Origin of the sequence: Fictibacillus sp. S7 (assembly GCF_004127935.1) — a bacterium.
In the GTDB taxonomy this organism is placed as follows: Bacteria; Bacillota; Bacilli; order Bacillales; family Fictibacillaceae; genus Fictibacillus_C; species Fictibacillus_C enclensis.
Genome location: NZ_QJKL01000001.1, coordinates 501,938 through 524,277 on the forward strand (window position 1 = coordinate 501,938; position 22,340 = coordinate 524,277).

Below are 22,340 nucleotides of genomic sequence, written 5' to 3' on the forward strand. Positions count from 1 at the left end.
TTTTTTAACTTAGTTCTTTCTGGAAGTTGTGGCTTCGGAAGAAACGTTGATTGAAGTGCAAGGTGCGTGACAGGTGAGACTAAGGAGGCGTTTACGCCGGTAAAAGCGAGCAACCTGGAACGGAAATCAACCACTCCAGAGCAACAAAGCTTATCTTAACGCCGGTGCTGATTGTAGACAGAAGCTTTTGAAAGGGACTGGATCACGGCAACTTCATCTGCCGAAAGTTCAGGTGTGTGAGCAGCTCCTACATTCGACAGCAGCTGATCAACGGAGCTTGCTCCTGGAATAACGGCTGCGACCGCAGGATGATGCAGGCAATAACGGATGGCCGTCTGGCTCAATGTCCGTTCACTGGCCAATTTGTCCTGCAGCCCTTTCACAAGTTCATGGATTTCTTTTCCTTCATATTCAAGATACTGATCACTTTCGCTGCGATTCAACGCCCGCTCGGAAAGCCAGCCTTTGGCAACAGGCCCACGGGCAATCACGCTGATCTTTTTGTTATGAAGGAAGTCAAGCATTTCTTCTTCCGGTCGCCGGTCAAGGATGCTGTACTGCATCATGACGCTGACAATCTCTGAATGCTCAGCGTAATATGAAATCACGTTTGGCCGGATGGACGAAATGCCATATTCACGAACCAAGCCCTCCTGTTTTAATTCGTTGAACGCTGAAATCGTTTCATCCATGTTGTCTTCAATCGTTCCTCCGTGAAGCTGGTATAGATCGATATAATCGGTTCCCAATCGGTGCAGGCTGTCCTTTATGGCTTGTTTTATGTATGTTTTCGAAGGATCCCAGTCCCAGCTTTTTTTATCTGCTGTCCAGCGATTTCCAACCTTCGTGGCCAGAACGACTTTATCTCTGAAGGGACGAATGCTTTTTCCTACGAATTTCTCATTCCAACCGAATTGATAGAGATCGGCTGTGTCAAAGTAAGTAATGCCTTCTTCATACGCACGCTTTAAAATTTCTTTTCCTTCCGCCTCATTTTCCGGCACAAGGGACATGCAGCCCAGTCCAATTTCACTGACTCGCAGCTCTGACGATCCAAGTTGGTTGCGCTTCATTACGTACCAGCTCCTTTATTTGATAGGTTTAAAAAAAGGGTAGCATGAAAACGGGCAAAAAAAAAACTTCCAGCCTGCAGGGTCACTGTTTTGGCCCCGGGGCGGAAGAGATCCACTCTTGCACTGTGGTATGTTCTTTCATATAACGCTTGAGCATGTACCGTATTTGCCACGCTTTTCCCACCAGGGTCACGCTTTTGGGCTTAATATAGATCTTCACTTGAACAGCTCCTTTTAAATGTGTGTTACGCTTTTCCTTATGGTAGACTTATGTAGCCAAACAAGATTTAGAACCAGGAGTGAGATCAGTATGGAACATTTAAATGAAAAGACCCTTTCTACTGAATCCGTCTATGAAGGGAAAATTATAGATTTGGAAATTCAGGAAGTAGAGCTCCCAAACGGAAATAAAAGCAAGCGCGAAATCATCAGACATCCGGGTGCAGTAGCTATTATTGCCATCACCCCGGAAAATAAACTTCTCTTTGTCCGGCAGTTCCGCAAAGCGCTGGATAAAATTATTGTGGAAATTCCCGCAGGAAAGCTTGAAAAGGATGAGGATCCGAAAAAGTGTGCAGAGCGTGAGCTGCTTGAAGAAACCGGATATGAGTGTGAAAACTTGGAATACCTCACCTCGTTTTACACGTCACCGGGATTTGCTGATGAATTGATTCATTTGTTTTATACAGACTCTCTGAAGGAATGCAGAGAACAGCAGCCGGATGAAGATGAATTTCTGGATGTGATGGAAGTAACGCTTGAAGAAGCGCTTGAGCTTGTAAACGACCAGCAGATTCATGATGCAAAAACAGCCTATGCGGTGCAATATGAACAACTAAAAAGGAAGATGGAGAATCATGCTTAACACCTATTATGCCGATCTTCACGTACATATCGGCAGATCCCGTTCAGGGAAACCGGTGAAAATTACTGGAGCAAGAACGCTGACTTTATCCAATATTCTCGAGATGGCGTCCTCGGTTAAGGGCATCAATCTTCTGGGAATCATAGATTGCCATGTGCCGGAAGTCATTGATGAGATGGAAGAAATGCTGGCGGCGGGCGAAATGATAGAACATCCGGAAGGCGGATTGTGGTATCAGAATGTTTGTCTTCTTCCCGGGTCCGAAATCGAAATTTACGATGAAAACTGCAAGGGACCCGTACATGTTCTTTCATTTTTTCCTACCGTGGAAAAGATGAAGCATTTCAGCCTGTATTTGCGCGGAAGAATGAAAAACGTGACATTGAGCTCCCAGCGAATCTATGAATCGGCACACAACCTGCAGCGTGTCACCAAAGAGCTGGGTGGCCTGTTCATCCCTGCCCATGTGTTTACGCCTCATAAAAGTGTGTACGGAAAAGGTGTAAAGAGCTCGCTTTCTGAAATATTCCTGCCTGAACTCATCGATGCAATCGAGCTTGGTTTAAGCTCGGATACGAATATGGCGGACGGGATCGAGGAGCTTCGGCAATTTCCGTTCCTCTCGAATTCGGATGCCCATTCACTGGAGAAAATCGGGCGGGAATACCAGACGATACAAATGGAAAAACCGACATTTGCAGAGTTTAAACTGGCGCTGATAAATAAAGAAGGACGAAGGATAACAGCCAATTACGGGCTCGATCCGAGGCTTGGAAAATATTACGAAACCACCTGTGCCAAATGCTCTGCATTTATTTATGAAGAAAAAGGAATGAAATGTGCCGAGTGCAAGAGCACCGCAGTCATCCGTGGTGTACGAAACAGAATCAACGAACTGTCAGCCAAACCGGTGACTCCGACTGACAGGGGAGAAAGACCGCCTTATATCCATCAAGTGCCGCTGGAATTTATTCCGGCTCTGGGCCCGAAAACGCTGCAGAAACTTAGGGATCATTTTGGGACGGACATGGCGGTGCTTCATGATATTGAAGAAAAGGATTTAAGAACCGTAGCTCCGCAAGCTGTCGTCCGCCATATCCTTCTGGCAAGAGAGGGGAAACTGTCTCTAAAGGCCGGAGGGGGAGGAACATACGGAAAGGTTGCCCAACAGCAAATCTAGTAAATAAAAATAGACATACCTCCCTTTTTGATTCATAGAATGAATTAAGAGAGTAAGGGAGGAAAAAGAGATGGCTTCAATTAAAAGATTTGTTTGGTTCCATTTGCAGGAACACTATTCGCTTTATGTATTTGTTTCCGTCCTGCTGCTGATGGGAGTCATTTTTGGCGCTGTAATTGTAAACAGTCTGACCCTTGGGCAAAAACAAGATCTGCTGAATTACCTGTCGCGGTTCTTTGGTGAAGTCTCCAATGGAAGTTTTGCCAATTCACAGGATATGTTTTCGCAAAGCTACAGCCACTATATTAAATACATTATGCTCATGTGGATTCTAGGCCTGTCCGTCATCGGTCTGCCGGTCATTTTGATCATGCTGTTTATTAAAGGTGTGGTGATTGGGTTTACGGTCGGATTCCTGGTGAACCAAATGGGATGGCATGGGTTTCTGCTTGCTTTTGTATCGGTGCTGCCACAAAACATTATTTTGGTTCCCGGCATCATTATTGCCGCTGCCGCTTCCATTCTATTTTCAATCAAAATGATCAGGCAGCAGTTTCTAAAAAAATCGAGCGATCCTTTTTTTCCAAAGTTCTTCAAGTACTCGGCGCTTATTCTTGCTGTGGGGTTGTTTCTGGGGCTTGCGTCTTTGTTTGAAGCGTATCTCTCTCCCCATTTAATGGAAGGCGTGATGAGTTTGACCAAAAAATAAACCCCTATAAATTATCAGATAATAATTATTTTAAACTGTATATTATAATCATTTTAAATTGACACCTTTTCTTCTCATGACTTATAATATGGATGTGAAACATAAGGGAGGATCAGGTATGGAAAGCCGTATTGACCGTATCAAAAAACAGCTGCATTCCCAGAGCTACAAGCTTACTCCCCAGCGAGAAGCAACCGTTAGAGTCCTCCTGGAGAATGAGGAAGATCATTTAAGTGCAGAAGACGTATATTTGCTCGTGAAGGAAAAAGCGCCGGAGATAGGTCTCGCAACCGTATACCGTACATTGGAATTATTAACCGAATTGAAAGTGGTCGATAAAATAAATTTTGGAGATGGGGTTTCCCGCTATGATCTCCGAACAGAAGGAGCCGCTCACTTTCATCATCACCTCGTCTGCCTCGAATGCGGAGCCGTTGATGAAATTCAGGAGGATCTTCTGGAAGATGTAGAAAAAGTAGTGGAAGAAGGATGGAATTTTAAAATTAAAGACCATCGCCTGACCTTTCACGGGATCTGCCACCGCTGTCACGTAAAGGAAAAAAATGATGAGACATCCGAATGAATGATGCTCATCATTTTTTTATTTATTTACAAATTCAAAGGAATAAGTTAACGTAAAGTTACAGTGAAAATAGAAAATGTGTATAATCCTTTAATTCTTTGGCATAACCTGTACTAATAAGTGTACGGGGAGGCTTAAAGACATGGGATCTTGGCTGAAATTATGCTGGAGTGCATTCAAAATATTTTTTTCATTTACGGCCTGCACATTATTATTCTATTTTGGCTTGCTTTGGATCAATCAGGAATATCAGAATTATCATAGATACGACGTGCCAAAAGGAAAAGCAGTGAAGGTATTCCAAAACGATTCTGCCGCTGAAAGTGTGGACGAGAGCAATTGGCTCATCCGACTGCTGTTTTTTTACGAATCCAGTGAATAAGGAGTGCAGATATGAAAGATCATGTCCAGGATTTTATACATTACTTGATCGTCGAACGTGGTCTCTCGAAAAATACCGTTGATTCTTACCGCCGCGATCTTGAACAGTATGCGCTGTATATGGAAAAGGTCGAACGTATCGATGCGATCGGCAAGATTCAGCGTGCCAACATTGTAGGCTATCTGCTCCATTTGAAGGAAAATGGGAAAGCGGCGACCACCATAGCCAGAAACATTGCATCGATCCGGTCGTTCCATCAGTACCTGCTTCGGGAAAAGATCAGCGACGCCGATCCGTCAGTACATATCGAAACACCAAAAACCGAACGCAAGCTGCCCAAGGTCCTCTCGATGAAGGAAGTGGAAGCGCTTTTAGATGTTCCGGATTCATACCATCCTTTTGGTATGAGGGACAAGGCTATGCTTGAACTTCTGTATGCTACTGGAATCAGGGTGACAGAACTGGTAAGCCTGGATCAGTCCGATGTTCATCTGTCCATGGGATTTTTGCGCTGCCTCGGAAAGGGAAACAAAGAACGGATCATTCCTCTCGGCAAGATGGCGGCAAGTGCCATTCAGGTGTATTTGGAGTCCGGCAGACCGGCTCTCCAAAAAGGGAAAAGCGGCAATGCTCTGTTCTTGAACCATCATGGCAACCGTTTGTCACGGCAGGGATTCTGGAAAATCCTGAAACACCTTGCGCAAAAAGCAAATATTGAAAAAGAACTGACACCTCATACTTTGAGGCATTCATTCGCCACTCACTTGTTGGAGAATGGAGCAGATTTAAGGGCGGTTCAGGAAATGTTGGGCCATGCGGATATTTCAACCACACAGATTTATACCCATGTGTCAAAAACGAGATTGAAAGATATTTATGCTGCCTATCATCCAAGGGCGTAAGCCTTTTTTAAATTGAGAGGTCTGACTTCTGACATCATTCGATCTTAGTTTGCTGTCAGTGATGGTAGGATATAGTATCTAAAGATGAATTATTTTGTACTGGAGGTCATTAGGAATGGAATATAAACGGTTCAAACGCACATTTTTAATTGTGATGGATTCCGTCGGGATCGGGGAAGCACCTGATGCCGAAAAATTTGACGATAAAGGTTCAGATACGCTTGGCCATATCGCACGGGAAATGAATGGACTTCAAATGCCGAACATGGAAGCACTGGGTCTTGGCAACATTCGTAAAATCCAGGGAGTTCAAGCGGCAAAAGCGCCGAAAGCCCATTATGCAAAGCTTCAGGAAGCGTCGAACGGAAAAGACACGATGACCGGCCACTGGGAAATCATGGGTCTCTTTATTGACCAGCCCTTTCAGACGTTCCCGGAAGGATTTCCGGACGACCTGATTCAGCAGCTTGAGGAGAAATCTGGCCGCAAAATCATCGGAAACAAGCCGGCATCAGGAACGGAAATTATGAAAGAGCTTGGCGAGGAACATGTGAACACCGGTGCGCTTATTGTTTATACATCCGCTGACTCTGTTCTTCAGATTGCTGCCCATGAAGACGTTGTTCCGCTTGAAGAGTTGTACAACATCTGTGAAATGGCCAGAAAAATGACGATGAACGACAAATACATGATCGGCCGGATTATTGCCCGCCCGTTCGTCGGTAAACCTGGAGATTTCCAGCGGACTTCAAACCGCCATGATTATGCGCTTAAACCGTTTGGTAGAACTGTGATGAACGAGCTGAAGGACGGTGGCTATGATGTGATTGCGCTGGGGAAAATTTCTGATATCTATGATGGTGAGGGAGTGACTCAGGCGATTCGTACGAAATCCAATATGGATGGCATGGATCAGCTTGTAAAGTCCATGGACCAGTCGTTTACAGGGCTTAACTTCTTAAATCTGGTTGATTTCGATGCGTTATTTGGACACCGACGCGATCCAAAAGGTTATGGAGAAGCCCTTCAGGAGTTTGATGCCCGGCTACCGGAAGTGTTTGAAAAGCTAAATGACGATGACGTTTTAATCATCACTGCTGACCATGGAAACGATCCGGTTCACCATGGTACTGACCATACACGCGAATACGTGCCTCTTCTTGTTTATTACAAGGGCATCGAATCAGGAAAACCGCTGAAAGTGAGCAAAACTTTTGCTGACATCGGAGCTACAGTAGCCGATAATTATCATGTGAAGCTGCCGGAGCACGGCGAAAGCTTTTTAGATCAATTAAACTAGGGGGAAATGAAATGGGAGAATTGAAACCGATTCAAACGGCTGCAAATTTTATACAAAACAAACTTTCTTCTCAACCTGAAATCGGTTTGATTTTGGGCTCTGGTCTTGGAATTCTTGCCGATGAAATTCAAAACGCTGTGGTTCTTCCGTACAGTGATATTCCTGAATTTCCGGTCTCAACGGTTGAGGGTCATGCCGGACAGCTTGTCATCGGGGAACTTGAGGGCAAGCAAGTGATCGCGATGCAGGGACGCTTTCATTATTATGAAGGATATTCTTTGGAGAAGGTTACTTTTCCGGTGCGCGTGATGAAGGAACTAGGCGTAAGCAGTGTTATCGTAACGAATGCTGCAGGCGGAATTAACATGTCGTTTCAGGCAGGGGACCTTATGTTGCTTACCGACCATATCAACAACTTGGGTGACAATCCGCTCATCGGGCCAAACGACAGCTCGTTCGGCGTACGTTTCCCGGATATGTCGGATGCATACACGCCAGAGCTGCAGGAGACAGCCCGCCAGGCTGCATCCTCGATCGGTATTTCCCTCAAAGAAGGAGTCTATGTGGCGAACTCTGGCCCAAGTTATGAAACGCCGGCTGAGATCCGCATGCTCCGTATTCTTGGCGGAGATGCAGTTGGCATGTCCACTGTTCCCGAAGTCATTGTGGCGCGTCATTCCGGTATGAAGGTGCTGGGATTGTCGTGCATCTCAAATATGGCTGCAGGGATTCTGGATCAGCCGCTAACCCATGATGAAGTGATGGAAACCACTGAACGGGTAAAATCGAATTTTCTTGGCCTGGTCAAAGGCATTGTTAAAACCATTTAAGGGAGGAAGAAAAGATGGCTACACTTTTATCAAATATGAATGAAGCAGCAACGCTGATTCAATCCAAAATAGAAGGAATTCAACCTGAAATTGGTTTAATCCTTGGCTCAGGCCTTGGTGAACTGGCTGATGAAATTGAAAATGCCGTTCAAATCGATTACAGTGAGATCCCACATTTCCCCGTCTCAACGGTAGAAGGACATGCAGGTAAACTGGTCATTGGCACATTGAACGGAAAGACCGTTTTAGCCATGCAGGGCCGTTTTCATTATTACGAAGGTTACAGCATGCAGGATGTAACGTTTCCCGTGCGTGTCATGAAAGGTCTGGGAGTTAAGCTGCTGGTTGTGACTAACGCATGCGGTGGAATGAACCCGGGATTTTCAGCGGGAGACCTTATGATTATTAACGATCACCTGAATATGACGGGTGCCAATCCGCTGATCGGACCGAACGATGCAGAACTCGGGCCGCGTTTTCCTGATATGAGCACAGCTTATACACCAGAACTTGTTCAATTTACAAAAGAAACAGCAGCTTCTCTGGGAATTAATGTTCAAGAGGGTGTATACGCAGGTATTACCGGGCCAACCTATATGACGAAAGCAGAACTTCGCATGCTTCGTACAGTAGGCGGAGATGCAATCGGGATGTCAACTGTGCCGGAAGTTATCGTGGCAAGCCATATGAGCCTGAAAGTGATCGGAATTTCCTGTATCACAGACATGGCGATCGCGGACGAGCTTGAGCCGCTTACTCACGAACAAGTAGTGGCAGTGGCGAACCGCACAAAGCCAAAATTCATCAACCTGGTAAAAGAAATCGTAAAAAATGTAACTCTGTAATGGACAGATTTTCAGAAGTAGACCGCTTCTGGTTACTTGAACAAAAATAAAGAAATAGAAAGCTCAATGAGGTGGACATAAATGAGGGCTGTCGATATTATCTTAAAGAAACGACACGGAAAAGAATTAACAAAAGAAGAAATTGATACCTTCATCAAAGGCTATACAAACGGTGACATTCCTGATTACCAGGTATCCGCTTTCCTAATGGCCGTGTACTTTAAAGGCATGACAAAAGAAGAAACGGCTCACTTAACTAACGCTATGGTTAAGTCTGGAGACGAGATTGATCTCTCCAAAATTGAAGGTATTAAAGTCGATAAACACTCTACTGGAGGAGTGGGCGACAAGACAAGCCTGATTATTGCTCCTCTTGTGGCTTCAGTAGGCGTTCCTGTGGCGAAAATGAGCGGGCGGGGCTTAGGTCATACTGGAGGTACTGTTGACAAATTAGAATCCATCGAAGGCTTTCAGGTAGAATTAACGACTCAGCAATTTATTGAGAATGTTAATAGACACAAGATTGCGGTTGTTGGCCAAAGTGGCAACTTAACTCCTGCGGATAAAAAACTTTATGCGTTAAGAGACGTTACAGGCACCGTGGACTCTATTCCGTTGATTGCATCATCCATCATGTCCAAGAAGATTGCTTCAGGATCCAACGCTATTGTATTGGATGTTAAGTTTGGTTCCGGTGCGTTCATGAAGACGTTGGAAGATGCCAAAGCTTTGGCAAGTGCGATGGTTGGAATCGGTAACGAACTAGGCCGTCAAACAGTTGCCATTATTACAGATATGGACCAGCCTTTAGGACATGAAATTGGGAATGCAAATGAAGTTCAAGAGGCAATTGCCGTTTTAAGTGGTAAAGGTGATAAGGATTTAACAGAGGTTTGCTTGACACTCGCAGGTAATATGGCTGTATTAGGCGGGGCTTATTCTGACTTTGATGAAGCAAAACGTGAGTTGCAGAAGATATTGGAAAGTGGCAAAGCTGTAGAAAAGATGAGAGAATTTGTTGAATCCCAAGGTGGAAACGGTAATCAAATTACAAATCCTGAAACATTGCCTCAAGCTAAATATCACATGGAAATCAAGTCAGATGAAGAAGGCAATGTTCAAACCATTGATGCTGAATCGGTTGGAATTGCTGCGATGCTATTGGGCGCAGGAAGAAAGACGAAAGAAGACAACATTGATTATGCAGTAGGTATTACCTTGAAGAAAAAAGTAGGGGATATAGTTGCCAAAGGAGAAACACTTGCTGTATTCCATGCTAATTTTGAGGATATTGGTGAAGCAGAGAAAACATTGAAGAACGCTTACACATTTACAAATCAATCCGTGGAAGCACCTAAACTAATTCACGATATTATTAAATAAAAGAAATAATTGAATAAAAGCATGACGTAAAGGGAGCTTCTTTAGCAAGAAGCTCCCTTTTTTTCTCTCCCGCTGATATTCCTGTATAAACCAAAAATTAATGGAAAAAATAGGGGTATCATGATTGGAGGGAAATGGAATGAAACGATACATAGTGGCTGCTGTTGCGCTCGCGCTTCTGCTGACTACGGGCGGAGGCCGGACATTTGCTTCTGAAAAAACACAAAGTCTTGCTCCAAATGCATCCTCGGCTATTTTGATTGAGCGTGATACGGGAACTGTTCTTTTTGATAAAAACAGCCATAAAAAATTGCCGCCGGCGAGTATGACCAAAATTATGACCATGATTCTGATCATGGAAGCCCTTGATACAGGAAAGATCAAACTGACCGATCCTGTAAGAGTCAGTGAATATGCTGCTTCTATGGGAGGATCTCAAATTTTCCTAGAACCCGGTGAAGAAATGAGCGTTCACGACATGATGAAGGGAATTGCGATTGGAAGCGCAAATGATGCTTCTATGGCGATGGCAGAAAAAATCGGAGGCTCTGAAGCATCCTTTGTGGATATGATGAACAAGAAAGCGAAACAGCTGGGATTAAAGGACACATTTTTTAAAAATCCTACCGGGCTTCCTGCTGCGGGACATTACTCTTCCGCTAATGATATGGCCATTATGGGGAAAGAACTGTTAAAGCACGAAGAAATTACTAAATATACCGGCCTGTATGAGGAATATCTCCGTCAAAATACGCCGAATAAATTTTGGCTGGTGAATACCAACCGTCTTGTGAAGTTTTATCCAGGTACAGATGGCCTGAAAACCGGCTTTACACAAGAAGCCAAGTATTGTCTTACTGCTACTGCCAAAAAACATGATATGCGGGTGATTGCTGTGGTGATGGGTGCACCCAACCCAAAACAGCGCAATCAACAAGTCACGCAAATGTTTGATTATGCCTTTTCTCAATATGCTACCAAAAAATTATATGACCGCCATCAGATTGTAAAGCAGGTAAAGATTCAAAAAGGAAACAAGCAGCAGCTGGCCGTTGTGACATCCGAAAGCATTTCCCTGCTTTCTAAACGAGGAGAAAAAGAAAACAACGTGAAACCGCTCATTCAGGTGAATCCCGATTTGAAAATGCCGATTAAAAAAGGGCAGCAAGTCGGAACGCTGAGCATTATGAAAGGCGGAAAGACCGTAACAAAAAGTCCGCTTCTTGCTTCAGAGAATGTAAAGAACGCGTCTTGGTGGAGTTTGTTTAAACGTACGCTTGGACATATGGCGAAATCGTCATAACCTCATGTTTTGACTAAATGGGACGAATCCGCACTAGTTTTGTAATAGTGGAGGAATTCGTCCTTTTATTATCGAAACAGTTGCGTATCAAGAAGAAGGAGGAGAGACGTTTGAGTCTTAACATCGGGCTGGAGATCAAGCATACAGTATTATGTATTCGCCTGGATGGGGAACTTGACCATCACACGGCTGATGAATTGAGGTCAAAGGTAGATGATATTTTAAAGAATAAGAAAATTGAACATATCATGCTGAACCTTGAAGGGCTGGACTTCATGGACAGCTCGGGCCTCGGCGTAATCCTTGGGAGGTATAAACAAATCAAGAGCAATAACGGCGAAATGGTGGTGTGCGCCATTTCTCCTGCAGTAAAAAGGTTATTCGACATGTCCGGTCTGTTTAAGATTATCAGACTGGAAGAAAATGAAGAATATGCCCTACAAACCCTGGGGGTGGCTTAATCATGAAAAACGAAATGAAAATTCAGTTTTCAGCACTAAGCCAGAATGAATCATTTGCGCGGGTTACGGTTGCAGCCTTTATTGCACAGCTGGACCCTACCGTGGATGAATTGACCGAAATTAAAACGGTGGTTTCAGAGGCTGTGACCAACTCTATTATCCATGGCTATGAAAACTCGTCCGATGGCATTGTTTACATTGAAGTCTTGCTTGATGAGGATACTGTAAAGCTGACCATTCGGGACAAAGGCGTTGGCATATCTGATTTGAATGAAGCAAGGCAGCCTCTCTTCACTTCAAAGCCGGAGCTCGAAAGGTCCGGGATGGGCTTTACGATTATGGAGAATTTTATGGATGAGGTTGAAGTGATTTCCGAACCCTCCTATGGCACCACGATCCACTTGACAAAATTTTTGGCAAAAAATAAAGCGGTTATCAATTAAGGGGTATGCCTTATGGATGTCGAGGTTAAAGGCGGTAAAAACGAATCGTACTTTAAGGATGAGGAAATCAAGCTTTTGATTAAACGAAGCCAGGAAGGCGATCAGTCGGCCCGGGACTTGATCATAGAAAAAAATATGCGTTTGGTCTGGTCGGTCGTACAGCGGTTTATCAACCGCGGTTATGAACCGGATGACCTCTTCCAAATCGGAAGCATTGGGCTTTTAAAGTCGGTCGATAAATTCGATTTAAGCTATGATGTTCGTTTTTCCACGTATGCCGTTCCGATGATCATAGGAGAAATCCAGCGATTCATTCGGGATGATGGAACAGTAAAGGTCAGCCGGTCGTTGAAAGAAATGGGAAACAAAGTCAGAAAAGCGAAGGATGAATTGTCCAAAGTACTTGGTCGAACCCCGACGGTCAACGAAGTCGCTAAGAAGCTGGAGATCAGTGTGGAAGATGTTGTGCTGGCACAGGAGGCCGTACGGGCACCGACTTCCATCCATGAAACCGTATATGAAAATGACGGAGACCCGATTACTCTGCTTGATCAGATTGCAGACAGCACCGAAAATAAGTGGTTTGACAAAATTACCTTGCAGGAAGCCATTGAATCGTTGGATGAACGAGAACGCCTTATTGTTTACCTTCGCTATTATAAGGACCAGACACAATCGGAAGTCGCTGAGCGGCTGGGAATCTCGCAGGTGCAGGTATCCCGGCTTGAAAAGAAAATTTTAGCTCAGATGAAAAGCCAGATGGATGAATGAATCCATCTGGCTTTTTTGTGTGGAAGCTTAAATGTGAATGCAGGTTTTTGCTATGGTAATTGATGGATAATTCTTGGAAGAAGAATGATATAACTTTATCAAATCCATACTAAACAAGAATGTTGAATATCAGGAGGTGCAGCCATGAAAGAATCTGCTGTTTACATAAGGATGAGACAAAAGGTTCAGGTTGTGCTTGAGCAGCCCGTGACACTTGGAACGGTTGCCCAGATAGTGGCTCCTCCGGCCCTGCAAAAAAAGCTGCAAATGCTGGTCATTTACCAGGTAAAGCCAGCCGATAAGCATTTAATCGTCCTTGATGTGATGAAAGCTGTTCAGCATATTCAGCACGTATGTCCGGGCATTGAAATCCAAACAGTAGGTCCCGCTCAATCGATTCTGGAGATCCAGTACCAAAAAAAGAAGCTTGCGCCTGTCTATTTTGTGCTGGTCTGGCTGCTATTATTTATTGGGTCCGCACTGGCCATCATGAACTTTCATGAGGATGTAAGTATGCAGGTGGTCCACCAAAAAATTTATTACATGGTGACGGGCACTTATGATAACCAGCCGTTGATTTTGCAAATCCCCTATTCCTTGGGACTTGGGATTGGAATGGTTCTTTTTTTTAACCATGTCTTTAAGAAGAGACTGAATGAAGAACCTAGCCCGCTTGAAGTAGAGATGTTTAAATACCAGCAGGATTTGGATCAGTACGTCGTCATTCATGAAAATAAGGAAACCGAGAAAAAAATTCATGGTGATTAAGAGCGTGTTTTTGGCCTTTATCGGTTTTGGCGGGGGAATTGCGGTAGGATCGGGGTTTGTGGCTTTTCTTACGGTGCTTGGCATTATTCCCCGCCTGATGCAGCTCAGTAAAACCTTTTGTTATATCAGGGCGTACGAATGGAGTGTCATCCTCGGTGCTGTCCTTGGCGGATGGGTAAATTTAAAGGATATATCCTTTCACCTTTCCCCGTTGCTGCTCGTGCCGATAGGTGCCTTCTGCGGAGTCTTTGTCGGTATGCTGGCAGCAGCGCTGACTGAGGTCTTGAATGTCATGCCGATTCTTGCGAAACGGATTGGAATGGGCGAAAGGCTGCTGGTCATCCTCATGGCGATTGTTTTAGGAAAAGTGCTGGGCTCTTTGTTCCACTGGATGGTTTACGTTAACCAATAAAAAAGAAGGAGTAACAGGTAATGTCAAATAAAGAACAACAACAAGAATATGCAAAGAAAATCAAACCTCTTCAGCCTAAACCCCCATACTTTATCAATTGCCTGAAGGCGTATTTGGTCGGCGGGCTGATTTGTGTCATTGGCGAGGCACTTATGAAATTTTACATGACCTATTTTAATTTTAATGAAGAAACTGCCGGTAATCCGACCGCGGCCACACTGATTTTAATTGCTGCCCTGTTGACGGGCATTGGGGTGTATGACAAGATCGGACAGTTTGGAGGAGCGGGATCAGCCGTACCCGTAACCGGTTTTGCCAATGCCATAACTAGTGCTGCACTGGAGCATAAAAGTGAAGGCATTGTGCTTGGGATCGCAACCAACTTATTTAAATTGGCAGGTGCTGTTATCGTCTTCGGAGCTGTGTCTGCTTATATTTTCGGAATGATACGATATGCGTTCAAAACGCTAATGTAAAGGAGTGAGGAACATGAAGCTGCAAGGAAGACAGACGTGGAAATTTGGAGATAAGGTTTTCCTGAATTCCACAGGGACAGCAGTTGGCCCGATGGAAAGTGAAGGGCCGCTCGGTTCTTTATTTGATGTAAGATACAATGATTTGCACTGTAATGAAAAAAACTGGGAACTTGCGGAACGGCGTTTGATGGAAGACTCCATCGCAAGTTGCCTTAACAAGGCCAAACTGACGAATGACGACATTAACTTTTTTCTCGCCGGTGATCTTTTGAATCAGGTAGTTACGGCAAACTATGTGGCGCGCGGCAATGAGATTCCATTTCTGGGCGTTTTTGGCGCCTGCTCCACATCAATGGAATCCCTGGCCGTGGGTGCGGCATTGGTAGATGGCGGGTTTGCCCAAAGGGTTGTGGCGGCTGTCAGCTCTCATAATGCAACGGCTGAGCGGCAATTCCGTTATCCGACGGAATACGGCGGTCAGAAACCGGATACCGCCACATTTACGGTCACAGGGGCCGGGGCTGCACTGATCAGCAGTGAACCCTCATCGGTCAGAATCACATCTGCCACGATCGGAAAGGTTCATGATCTTGGCATAAAAGATCCATTTGATATGGGCTCGGCCATGGCTCCAGCGGCAGCAGACACAATTATGGCGCATTTGAAAGAGACCGGCATGGCCCCCGAAGAGTATGATCTGATTGTGACGGGTGACCTGTCAGGGGTGGGAGCCCCCATTGTAAAGATGCTCTTGAAGGAAAAAGGAATTGATGTCTCGGGTAATCACAGAGACTGCGGATTGATGGTATACCGGCCGGACCAGGAAGTATTTGCAGGGGGAAGCGGCTGCGGATGCTCAGCGGTGGTCACGTATGGCCATTTGATAAAAGAACTGAATTCCGGCAGCCTGAAGCGGATTCTTGTAGTGGCAACCGGAGCCCTCTTAAACCCGACGATGATCCAGCAAAAAGAATCCATCCCTACCATTGCTCATGCGGTGGCTCTTGAAGGAACCAAGGGGGGAAGCAACTGATGGATTATTTATGGGCATTCCTTGTGGGTGGTGCTATTTGTGTGGTGGGCCAGCTGCTGATCGACATTTTTAAACTGACCCCTGCCCACGTAACAACCTCCTTTGTTGTTCTTGGTGCATTGCTTGATGCATTTGGCATTTATGATAATTTGATCAAGTTTGCCGGAGCCGGGGCAACTGTCCCCATTACAAGCTTCGGACATAACCTCCTTCATGGAGCGATGGCTTCAGCGGAGGATCATGGTTTTATCGGAATTGCCATGGGAATATTCGAGCTCACTTCAGCAGGGATTTCATCCGCGATTTTGTTCGGTTTTCTTGTGGCCTTGATATTTAAGCCGAAGGGGTGAATCTGGTGGGAAAAAAACGCGTCATTCTGATAACAGACGGGGATCTTTATGCACTGCGTGCGGTAGAGCATGTCGCCCGCGAAATTGGAGGACGCTGTATTTCCCACTCATGGGGCAATCCTTCAAGGTTAACCGGCCAACAGCTTGTATCCCTGATCTTAAAAACGCCATATGATCCCGTGCTCGTCATGTTTGATGACTGCGGATTCCGTGGGGAAGGACCGGGGGAACTGGCTATGCGCGCAGTATGCGGACATCCGGGAATTGAAGTTCTCGGGGCCATAGCAGTTGCTTCAAAAACACGTCATTCCGAATGGACAAAAGTCCACTTCTCCATTGACCGCTATGGAAACTTTACGGAATTTGGCATTGATAAGAGCGGGCTCCCTGATCTTGAAACAGGGAGGATTAACGGTGACACGGTTTACATTCTTGATGAATTAAACCTGCCGATCGTCATTGGGATCGGTGATATCGGAAAAATGGCTGGACATGATGCGGTGGAAAAGGGGGCACCCGTCACCAGCCTGGCGGTGGCGACCATCCTGGAAAGGAGCGGATTTAATGCAGGAATCAAAGGAAAGACAGAAGACACCAATCAGTAAAAAAATCCAGGAAAACGAACATGAGCTGAAATCGAGGCTCGGGATTGGTGTCAGTTTTGATGTAGGAGTCAGAAAGCTTCATGTCTTGAAAAAGGAAGTTCAGATCTACTATTGCACGGGGCTATGCGACAGTCTCTTTATCATTGAAATTATGCGGGAGATCATGGACATGGATCATGGGCACCGTGCGCCTTCCAATGTCAAAGAAATTTTGCACGATCACCTTTCCCATCAGCAGGTGGAGTTGACGGATAACCTGGAGATTGCCATAGACAGAATGCTTTCCGGACTGATTTCTGTATTTTTGGAAGGCGAAGACCAGGCATTCATCGTTGATGTAAGAAGCTATCCTGGCCGTCAGCCGGAAGAACCGGACACTGAGAAAGTGGTCCGTGGCTCAAGGGACGGATATACCGAGAACATCATCATTAATACAGCTCTGACCCGCCGGCGTATCCGCGACGAGCGGCTGCGTCATGAAATAATGCAAGTCGGAAAGCGTTCCAAAACGGATATTTGTATATCTTATATTGAGGATATAGCTGATCCAGGGCTTGTCGATCTTGTTAAACAAGAACTTCAGAGTATTGATATCGATGGTATCCCCATGGCCGATAAAACCATTGAAGAATTTCTTGTGAAACAAGGCTGGGATCCTTTTCCGCTTGTCCGGTATACCGAACGGCCGGATGTTGCGGCCCAGCATTTAATGGAAGGCCATGTTCTCGTAATCACCGATACGAGCCCAAGTGTTATCATTACACCGACAACCTATTTTCACCATGTACAGCATGCAGAGGAATTCCGTCAGACGCCGATGGTCGGGGCTTTTATCCGCTGGGTCCGGTTTACCGGCATCATTGCCTCGCTTCTCCTCCTGCCGCTCTGGTACCTTTATGCTACACAGGAAGGACTGCTGCCATCGAATATCGATTTTATCGGACCAAACAAAACGACGAATATCCCTTTGTTCCTGCAAATTGTCTTTGCGGAAATCGGGATTGAAATCCTGCGAGTAGCCGCGATACATACCCCCAGCCCGCTTTCGACGGCGATGGGCTTGATCGCAGCGGTGCTCATTGGCCAGATCGCCATCGATGTGGGACTGTTTGTTCCGGAAGTCATATTATATGTATCAGTCTCAGCGATCGGAGGGTTTTCTACCCCAAGCTATGAACTCAGTGTTGCCAACAAAATGCTCCGGCTCGTCCTTCTGGTGCTAACGGCCATCTTCCATGTGCCCGGGCTTGTCGTAGGCGCCACTCTGCTGCTTCTGTATCTTGCTTTTGTGAAAAATTTAAATACGCCCTATCTGTGGCCTTTTATCCCATTCAACGCCAAGGCGTTTGTGCAGATCATGATCCGGCTCGCTGTGCCTCTATCGAAAGTCCGGCCGAGCATCGTTCATCCGCAAAACAGCAAAAAGCAGCCAACTTCTTAAGAAGTGTTGCCGATTATCAAAATTTGTGATAAATTTGTTCATAACAATTGGATATGCCTCATTTATAAATAATGGGGTAGAGGCGCAAAGCGGATGAGTAGGATGATGGAGTGAATGGACATGATGAAATCATTTTAAAGGCCAATTTGCCGAAGTGTGGGAATGATCCATCCATTCTCATGCTGGGCCGCTGCCGAACAGACAGCGGACTGTCACTGCAATGCTTGCAGTGGAGAACTATTCCGGCAAATGGGGGTACGGTAGTAGACAGCCAGTGTACCTTATACATGGGCTGTCTTTGTTTTTTTCGTCGGAAAAGAATCTCTGCAGGATAGAAAAGGGGAGATTATGATGTACTTACATGGCACAAGCTCGATTAATGAAGATAATCATTTGACGATCGGCGGGCTGGACACGGTTCAGCTGGCACAAAAATACGGAACACCGCTTTATATTTACGATGTGGAATTGATCAGGCAACGCGCAAGGTCGTTTAAAAAAGCGTTTGAGGAACAAGGCATAAAAGCCCAAGTGGCTTATGCGAGCAAAGCATTTTCCTGCCTTGCGCAGGTCCAGCTGGTGGCAGAGGAAGGCTTAAGCCTGGATGTTGTTTCCGGGGGAGAGCTTTATACAGCTCTTGCTGCTGGATTTCCTGCAGAACGCATCCATTTTCATGGCAACAATAAAAGCTATGATGAGCTACAATATGCCTTGAAGTCCGGAATCGGATGCTTTGTTGTGGATAATTTTCATGAGCTGCGCATGCTTAATGAGCTCTGTGACAAAATGAATACACAAACGTCCATTCTTCTTAGAATCACTCCTGGTATCGAGGCTCATACCCATGAATATATTCTAACGGGACAGGAAGATTCAAAGTTTGGTTTCGACCTTCAGAATGGCCAGGCGGAAAAAGCAGTGATTGAAGCACTGGATTCAGAAGCAATTACCCTTCTTGGGGTTCATTTTCATATCGGTTCGCAAATTTTTGAAACAGCGGGTTTCATTCTGGCCATTCAGAAACTGTATGATTACCTTGCCAAATGGAACAATGAATTGTCCTTTTTTCCCAAAGTTTTAAATCTTGGTGGTGGATTTGGGATTCGTTATACAGAGGCAGATGAACCGCTCGAGCCCAAAGAATACATTGAAGCGATGATCGGTGAAGTGACACGACTATCTGCTTCAAATTCAGTTTCAGTACCTGAAATCTGGATTGAACCCGGCCGTTCGCTCGTTGGTGACGCAGGAACCACCATCTATTCGGTCGGCTCACAAAAGGATATTCCTTCGGTCAGGCATTATGTGGCAGTAGACGGAGGGATGAGCGATAATATCAGACCTGCACTATATCAGGCCCAATATGAAGCGGCACTTGCCAACCGGGCGCGAGAAAAAGGAACAAAAAAGGTGTCTATTGCAGGGAAATGCTGCGAATCCGGGGATATGCTCATATGGGATATTCTTCTGCCCGAAGCGCAAACCGGTGATTACCTTGCTGTATTCTGTACAGGGGCCTATGGCTATTCCATGTCCAACAACTACAATCGTATTCCAAGGCCTGCGGTTGTATTTGCGGAAAATGGAGAAGAACAGCTCGTCGTCAAAAGAGAAACCTATGAAGACCTGCTAAGGCTGGACCTGCCGTTAAAAAACGGCGTATTGGCCGGTAATTAATCAAGCTCACTGGACGCTCGGCCAAAAAAAGCATAAAATAGGGAAGTATGCTGAATTCAGGAGGTAATATACATGAAAAAAGGTTCAATTGAATTTGAAAACGGAGAAAAAATATCAATCGAGCTGTTTCCGGAAGAAGCACCCGGAACGGTAGCAAACTTTGAAAAGCTTGCAAACGAAGGGTTTTATAATGGGGTAACTTTCCACCGTGTTATTCCCGGCTTTGTAGCACAAGGCGGAGATCCTACGGGAACAGGGGCAGGCGGCCCTGGGTATACCATTAAATGTGAAACCGAAGGAAACCCTCACAAGCATGTCGCTGGTTCATTATCCATGGCGCACGCAGGAAAAGACACAGGCGGAAGCCAGTTCTTCATTGTACATGAGCCGCAGCCTCATTTGAACGGTGTTCATACCGTTTTCGGACAAGTGACAGAAGGCATGGATACCGTGCTTCGCATCAAGCAAGGCGATGTCATGAAAGAAGTCAAAGTCTGGGAAGAATAATAGCAGAAAAAGCCTCCATTTTAGGAGGCTTTTTTATTTGTTTCCATTTTCTTATTCCGCTGTTTTGTTTTTTCGTTTTTTTTGTGCTTCCCGCTCACGAATGATTTCGCTGCGGTCCCGGGTCCGGTGTTTATGGATAATCTGGTCATTATCCATATCGCTCACAGCTCCCCATAAGGAACCATGTTTCATTATGGATTGGCAGCACACATCAAGAAGACCCTCATCTGTAACAGGAAGATTCATGTCGGTGTAGGGGCTGCGGGTGGAGATATCACTGAGCCGTTTTTTTAACTGATCAAGCAACAGGGAATGATCAAGACCCAGTTCTGTAAGGTTCTCTTTTTGGCTGTTAAGGCGTTTAATAGCACTTTCCATCATTCTGCGCGCCCCTTCATAGTTGCTCCTTCGTTGATGATAAAGGGAGACAGCAATCTGAATCAGGCCCACCCAGACGTCATTTTGCATGCCTTCTTTTTTCCAGTGTTCTTCGAGGACTTCATGGCACTCGAAATAATCCCTTGTTCCATGAAAGTATGCCAGAAAGTCAATATAAGCTTCAGGGTACATTGAAGGTCCTCCTTCGGACAGGTTCTTCTTTATTCTACTAAAAAAAGAGAAAGCAAAAAAGGAACTCCCTTTAAAATATGGTATAATTCCGATACAAGATACATTGTAGAAACAGAGGTTGCGAGAATGAAATACAGCGTGAAGATAGATGCATTTGAAGGTCCTCTGGATCTGCTTCTGCATCTTATTGGTACGTATGAAATTGACATTTATGATATCCCGGTCGCGGTCATAACGGAACAATATATGAATTATATACATACCATGCAGGAATTAAAACTGGATGTAGCCAGCGAATATTTGGTAATGGCTGCTACACTGCTTGCCATCAAAAGCAAAATGCTTCTTCCCAAACAGGAAGTTCTCGATTCCGATGATCAGCTTGATCTGGATGAGGATGACGACCCGCGGGAGGATTTGGTACGAAGACTGGTGGAATACAGGAAATTTAAACAGGCCGCGCATGATTTGAAAGAAAAGGAAACGGCGAGAAGCATGATTTTCACCAGAGAGCCAATGGATCTCACTTCCTATGAAAATGAGGAGGAAGCCCTGAATCCTGTTGCCAATGTAACGATTTATGATATGCTGGCGGCCATGCAGAAAATCTTTGCGAAAAAAATGGAGAGGGTTCCAAGAAAGACGACCATTGAGCGTCAGGAAATTCCGATTGAAACGCGGATGCAGCAAATCATTCAGGACATCAGAACCTCGGGCAGAAAGAAATTTTCAGAGCTGTTTACCACTTCGAGCAGGGAGCACCTTGTTGTTACGTTTCTCGCTGTCCTGGAGCTTATGAAAATGAAAGAAGTAGAATGCGAGCAAGAAGATAACTTTAGCGAAATCTTTATTTATGCACCAAAGGAGAATGAAGTTTGAAGCAATCAGCAGAACAGAAAGCAGTCATTGAAGGACTGATCTTTGTATCCGGAGAGGAGGGCATTGACAAAAAGCAGATGGCAGATGTTCTGCAGGTTAGCTTGACAGAAGTTGAAGCACTGCTAGAAGAACTGCTCAATGACTATCGGTCGGGCTCAAGAGGAATGGAAATTATCGAAATCGCCGGTTCCTATCAATTTGTGACAAAGCGTGAGCATGCATCTTATTACGAGCGGCTGGTCGCAGCTCCGTCACACACCAGTTTATCCCAGGCCGCCCTTGAATCACTGGCGATCATCGCCTATAAGCAGCCCATCACCCGGGCAGAGATTGAAGAAGTAAGAGGGGTAAAAACTGAAAAACCGCTGCAGACTCTCTCATCGAAGGGATTGATCGCCGAGATGGGCAGGGCTGAGGGAACAGGGCGTGCCATTTTGTACGGAACGACCAAGAGTTTTCTTGAACATTTCGGCTTGAAGTCCCTCGAAGAACTTCCCCCACTTCCTGAGCAGGTCAATGACGGGTCCATTGAAGAGGAAGCAGACTTGTTTTTTTCAAAGTTTCAGGAAACCATGGATGAATGAAAAGGAGC

Annotated in this window: 28 protein-coding genes and 1 riboswitch; of the genes, 25 read left to right on the forward strand and 3 right to left on the reverse strand. The window is 45.3% G+C overall.

Annotated elements, in window-relative coordinates; genetic code table 11:
• Positions 1–155: 155 nt before the first annotated feature.
• Both DMO16_RS02570 and mciZ read right to left on the reverse strand, forming a co-directional pair.
• The gene (locus tag DMO16_RS02570; RefSeq protein ID WP_061970833.1) at positions 156–1,073 is read right to left on the reverse strand and encodes an aldo/keto reductase; all 918 of its coding nucleotides are present in this window, start codon (positions 1,071–1,073) and stop codon (positions 156–158) included.
• A gap of 82 nt (positions 1,074–1,155) precedes the next feature.
• Complete coding sequence (gene mciZ / locus DMO16_RS02575; protein ID WP_074440495.1) at positions 1,156–1,293, reverse strand: Z-ring formation inhibitor MciZ; 138 nt, start codon at positions 1,291–1,293, stop codon at positions 1,156–1,158.
• Between the two features lie 90 nt (positions 1,294–1,383).
• On the opposite strand from mciZ, the gene DMO16_RS02580 reads away from it, so the two are divergent.
• The 23 genes from DMO16_RS02580 to DMO16_RS02690 all read left to right on the forward strand — a co-directional run bounded on the left by DMO16_RS02580 (position 1,384) and on the right by DMO16_RS02690 (position 20,299).
• Complete coding sequence (locus tag DMO16_RS02580) at positions 1,384–1,938, forward strand: NUDIX hydrolase (protein ID WP_061970831.1); 555 nt, start codon at positions 1,384–1,386, stop codon at positions 1,936–1,938.
• Complete coding sequence (locus tag DMO16_RS02585) at positions 1,931–3,118, forward strand: endonuclease Q family protein (RefSeq protein ID WP_061970829.1); 1,188 nt, start codon at positions 1,931–1,933, stop codon at positions 3,116–3,118. The genes DMO16_RS02580 and DMO16_RS02585 overlap by 8 nt, the downstream gene beginning before the upstream one ends.
• Positions 3,119–3,188: 70 nt before the next feature.
• Positions 3,189–3,827 carry a stage II sporulation protein M gene (spoIIM, locus tag DMO16_RS02590; protein ID WP_061970827.1) on the forward strand — a complete coding sequence of 213 codons (639 nt, stop codon included), beginning with the start codon at positions 3,189–3,191 and terminating at the stop codon, positions 3,825–3,827.
• 118 nt (positions 3,828–3,945) lie between these two features.
• A complete protein-coding gene (locus DMO16_RS02595; RefSeq protein WP_061970825.1) occupies positions 3,946–4,410 on the forward strand; it encodes a Fur family transcriptional regulator in 465 nt (154 codons plus the stop codon).
• Between the two features lie 142 nt (positions 4,411–4,552).
• Positions 4,553–4,792 carry a YqzK family protein gene (locus DMO16_RS02600; RefSeq protein ID WP_061970823.1) on the forward strand — a complete coding sequence of 80 codons (240 nt, stop codon included), beginning with the start codon at positions 4,553–4,555 and terminating at the stop codon, positions 4,790–4,792.
• A gap of 11 nt (positions 4,793–4,803) precedes the next feature.
• Positions 4,804–5,694: a site-specific tyrosine recombinase XerD gene (gene xerD / locus DMO16_RS02605; protein ID WP_061970821.1), complete on the forward strand. Its 891-nt coding sequence runs from the start codon at positions 4,804–4,806 to the stop codon at positions 5,692–5,694.
• Positions 5,695–5,809: 115 nt separating this feature from the next.
• Positions 5,810–6,994, forward strand: a complete 1,185-nt coding sequence (gene deoB, locus DMO16_RS02610; protein ID WP_129475195.1) for a phosphopentomutase — start codon at positions 5,810–5,812, stop codon at positions 6,992–6,994.
• A gap of 11 nt (positions 6,995–7,005) precedes the next feature.
• Positions 7,006–7,824 carry a purine-nucleoside phosphorylase gene (locus DMO16_RS02615; protein ID WP_129475197.1) on the forward strand — a complete coding sequence of 273 codons (819 nt, stop codon included), beginning with the start codon at positions 7,006–7,008 and terminating at the stop codon, positions 7,822–7,824.
• Positions 7,825–7,838: 14 nt separating this feature from the next.
• Positions 7,839–8,669, forward strand: coding sequence for a purine-nucleoside phosphorylase (locus tag DMO16_RS02620; RefSeq protein ID WP_061970814.1), 831 nt, complete (start codon positions 7,839–7,841; stop codon positions 8,667–8,669).
• Between the two features lie 81 nt (positions 8,670–8,750).
• Positions 8,751–10,052, forward strand: a complete 1,302-nt coding sequence (locus DMO16_RS02625; RefSeq protein ID WP_061970812.1) for a pyrimidine-nucleoside phosphorylase — start codon at positions 8,751–8,753, stop codon at positions 10,050–10,052.
• Positions 10,053–10,191: 139 nt separating this feature from the next.
• Positions 10,192–11,355 (forward strand): D-alanyl-D-alanine carboxypeptidase family protein, encoded by a 1,164-nt coding sequence (locus tag DMO16_RS02630; RefSeq protein ID WP_129475199.1) that lies wholly within the window; start codon positions 10,192–10,194, stop codon positions 11,353–11,355.
• A gap of 110 nt (positions 11,356–11,465) precedes the next feature.
• Positions 11,466–11,816 carry an anti-sigma F factor antagonist gene (gene spoIIAA, locus DMO16_RS02635; RefSeq protein WP_061970808.1) on the forward strand — a complete coding sequence of 117 codons (351 nt, stop codon included), beginning with the start codon at positions 11,466–11,468 and terminating at the stop codon, positions 11,814–11,816.
• Between the two features lie 2 nt (positions 11,817–11,818).
• The gene (gene spoIIAB, locus DMO16_RS02640) at positions 11,819–12,259 is read left to right on the forward strand and encodes an anti-sigma F factor (RefSeq protein WP_061970806.1); all 441 of its coding nucleotides are present in this window, start codon (positions 11,819–11,821) and stop codon (positions 12,257–12,259) included.
• A 12-nt stretch (positions 12,260–12,271) separates the two neighbouring features.
• The gene (gene sigF / locus DMO16_RS02645; RefSeq protein WP_061970804.1) at positions 12,272–13,030 is read left to right on the forward strand and encodes an RNA polymerase sporulation sigma factor SigF; all 759 of its coding nucleotides are present in this window, start codon (positions 12,272–12,274) and stop codon (positions 13,028–13,030) included.
• Between the two features lie 144 nt (positions 13,031–13,174).
• Positions 13,175–13,798 (forward strand): stage V sporulation protein AA, encoded by a 624-nt coding sequence (locus tag DMO16_RS02650; protein ID WP_061970802.1) that lies wholly within the window; start codon positions 13,175–13,177, stop codon positions 13,796–13,798.
• Positions 13,788–14,210: a stage V sporulation protein AB gene (locus DMO16_RS02655; protein WP_061970800.1), complete on the forward strand. Its 423-nt coding sequence runs from the start codon at positions 13,788–13,790 to the stop codon at positions 14,208–14,210. Before DMO16_RS02650 ends, DMO16_RS02655 begins: the two co-directional genes overlap by 11 nt.
• A 20-nt stretch (positions 14,211–14,230) precedes the next feature.
• Complete coding sequence (gene spoVAC / locus DMO16_RS02660; RefSeq protein WP_061970798.1) at positions 14,231–14,686, forward strand: stage V sporulation protein AC; 456 nt, start codon at positions 14,231–14,233, stop codon at positions 14,684–14,686.
• Positions 14,687–14,699: 13 nt separating this feature from the next.
• Complete coding sequence (spoVAD, locus tag DMO16_RS02665) at positions 14,700–15,719, forward strand: stage V sporulation protein AD (RefSeq protein WP_061970796.1); 1,020 nt, start codon at positions 14,700–14,702, stop codon at positions 15,717–15,719.
• Positions 15,719–16,069, forward strand: a complete 351-nt coding sequence (gene spoVAE / locus DMO16_RS02670) for a stage V sporulation protein AE (protein WP_061970794.1) — start codon at positions 15,719–15,721, stop codon at positions 16,067–16,069. The genes spoVAD and spoVAE overlap by 1 nt, the downstream gene beginning before the upstream one ends.
• A gap of 5 nt (positions 16,070–16,074) precedes the next feature.
• Positions 16,075–16,674, forward strand: coding sequence for a stage V sporulation protein AE (locus DMO16_RS02675; protein WP_074440493.1), 600 nt, complete (start codon positions 16,075–16,077; stop codon positions 16,672–16,674).
• Positions 16,634–18,115, forward strand: coding sequence for a spore germination protein (locus DMO16_RS02680; protein WP_061970792.1), 1,482 nt, complete (start codon positions 16,634–16,636; stop codon positions 18,113–18,115). The genes DMO16_RS02675 and DMO16_RS02680 overlap by 41 nt, the downstream gene beginning before the upstream one ends.
• A 69-nt stretch (positions 18,116–18,184) precedes the next feature.
• Positions 18,185–18,363: riboswitch (Lysine riboswitch) on the forward strand.
• Between the two features lie 103 nt (positions 18,364–18,466).
• Positions 18,467–19,792 (forward strand): diaminopimelate decarboxylase, encoded by a 1,326-nt coding sequence (gene lysA / locus DMO16_RS02685; RefSeq protein ID WP_129480288.1) that lies wholly within the window; start codon positions 18,467–18,469, stop codon positions 19,790–19,792.
• 72 nt (positions 19,793–19,864) lie between these two features.
• Positions 19,865–20,299 (forward strand): peptidylprolyl isomerase, encoded by a 435-nt coding sequence (locus DMO16_RS02690; RefSeq protein ID WP_061970789.1) that lies wholly within the window; start codon positions 19,865–19,867, stop codon positions 20,297–20,299.
• A gap of 51 nt (positions 20,300–20,350) precedes the next feature.
• Here the strand turns inward: DMO16_RS02690 and DMO16_RS02695 are convergent, their stop codons facing one another.
• Positions 20,351–20,869, reverse strand: coding sequence for a DUF309 domain-containing protein (locus DMO16_RS02695; RefSeq protein WP_129475201.1), 519 nt, complete (start codon positions 20,867–20,869; stop codon positions 20,351–20,353).
• A 126-nt stretch (positions 20,870–20,995) separates the two neighbouring features.
• On the opposite strand from DMO16_RS02695, the gene DMO16_RS02700 reads away from it, so the two are divergent.
• Both DMO16_RS02700 and scpB read left to right on the forward strand, forming a co-directional pair.
• Entirely contained in the window at positions 20,996–21,748 is a 753-nt protein-coding gene (locus tag DMO16_RS02700; RefSeq protein WP_129475203.1) for a segregation/condensation protein A, read from the forward strand.
• Positions 21,745–22,332: an SMC-Scp complex subunit ScpB gene (gene scpB / locus DMO16_RS02705; RefSeq protein WP_061970783.1), complete on the forward strand. Its 588-nt coding sequence runs from the start codon at positions 21,745–21,747 to the stop codon at positions 22,330–22,332. Before DMO16_RS02700 ends, scpB begins: the two co-directional genes overlap by 4 nt.
• The last annotated feature ends 8 nt before the right edge of the window (positions 22,333–22,340 follow it).

Excerpts from the sequence above, each read along its gene's own strand:
- DMO16_RS02570 (WP_061970833.1), bottom strand. The coding sequence starts at position 1,073 with ATGAAGCGCAACCAACTTGGATCGTCAGAGCTGCGAGTCAGTGAAATT.
- DMO16_RS02580 (WP_061970831.1), top strand. The coding sequence starts at position 1,384 with ATGGAACATTTAAATGAAAAGACCCTTTCTACTGAATCCGTCTATGAA.
- DMO16_RS02585 (WP_061970829.1), top strand. The coding sequence starts at position 1,931 with ATGCTTAACACCTATTATGCCGATCTTCACGTACATATCGGCAGATCC.
- spoIIM (WP_061970827.1), top strand. The coding sequence starts at position 3,189 with ATGGCTTCAATTAAAAGATTTGTTTGGTTCCATTTGCAGGAACACTAT.
- DMO16_RS02595 (WP_061970825.1), top strand. The coding sequence starts at position 3,946 with ATGGAAAGCCGTATTGACCGTATCAAAAAACAGCTGCATTCCCAGAGC.
- DMO16_RS02600 (WP_061970823.1), top strand. The coding sequence starts at position 4,553 with ATGGGATCTTGGCTGAAATTATGCTGGAGTGCATTCAAAATATTTTTT.
- xerD (WP_061970821.1), top strand. The coding sequence starts at position 4,804 with ATGAAAGATCATGTCCAGGATTTTATACATTACTTGATCGTCGAACGT.
- deoB (WP_129475195.1), top strand. The coding sequence starts at position 5,810 with ATGGAATATAAACGGTTCAAACGCACATTTTTAATTGTGATGGATTCC.
- DMO16_RS02615 (WP_129475197.1), top strand. The coding sequence starts at position 7,006 with ATGGGAGAATTGAAACCGATTCAAACGGCTGCAAATTTTATACAAAAC.
- DMO16_RS02620 (WP_061970814.1), top strand. The coding sequence starts at position 7,839 with ATGGCTACACTTTTATCAAATATGAATGAAGCAGCAACGCTGATTCAA.
- DMO16_RS02625 (WP_061970812.1), top strand. The coding sequence starts at position 8,751 with ATGAGGGCTGTCGATATTATCTTAAAGAAACGACACGGAAAAGAATTA.
- DMO16_RS02630 (WP_129475199.1), top strand. The coding sequence starts at position 10,192 with ATGAAACGATACATAGTGGCTGCTGTTGCGCTCGCGCTTCTGCTGACT.
- spoIIAB (WP_061970806.1), top strand. The coding sequence starts at position 11,819 with ATGAAAAACGAAATGAAAATTCAGTTTTCAGCACTAAGCCAGAATGAA.
- sigF (WP_061970804.1), top strand. The coding sequence starts at position 12,272 with ATGGATGTCGAGGTTAAAGGCGGTAAAAACGAATCGTACTTTAAGGAT.
- DMO16_RS02650 (WP_061970802.1), top strand. The coding sequence starts at position 13,175 with ATGAAAGAATCTGCTGTTTACATAAGGATGAGACAAAAGGTTCAGGTT.
- DMO16_RS02655 (WP_061970800.1), top strand. The coding sequence starts at position 13,788 with ATGGTGATTAAGAGCGTGTTTTTGGCCTTTATCGGTTTTGGCGGGGGA.
- spoVAC (WP_061970798.1), top strand. The coding sequence starts at position 14,231 with ATGTCAAATAAAGAACAACAACAAGAATATGCAAAGAAAATCAAACCT.
- spoVAD (WP_061970796.1), top strand. The coding sequence starts at position 14,700 with ATGAAGCTGCAAGGAAGACAGACGTGGAAATTTGGAGATAAGGTTTTC.
- spoVAE (WP_061970794.1), top strand. The coding sequence starts at position 15,719 with ATGGATTATTTATGGGCATTCCTTGTGGGTGGTGCTATTTGTGTGGTG.
- DMO16_RS02680 (WP_061970792.1), top strand. The coding sequence starts at position 16,634 with ATGCAGGAATCAAAGGAAAGACAGAAGACACCAATCAGTAAAAAAATC.
- lysA (WP_129480288.1), top strand. The coding sequence starts at position 18,467 with ATGTACTTACATGGCACAAGCTCGATTAATGAAGATAATCATTTGACG.
- DMO16_RS02690 (WP_061970789.1), top strand. The coding sequence starts at position 19,865 with ATGAAAAAAGGTTCAATTGAATTTGAAAACGGAGAAAAAATATCAATC.
- DMO16_RS02695 (WP_129475201.1), bottom strand. The coding sequence starts at position 20,869 with ATGTACCCTGAAGCTTATATTGACTTTCTGGCATACTTTCATGGAACA.
- DMO16_RS02700 (WP_129475203.1), top strand. The coding sequence starts at position 20,996 with ATGAAATACAGCGTGAAGATAGATGCATTTGAAGGTCCTCTGGATCTG.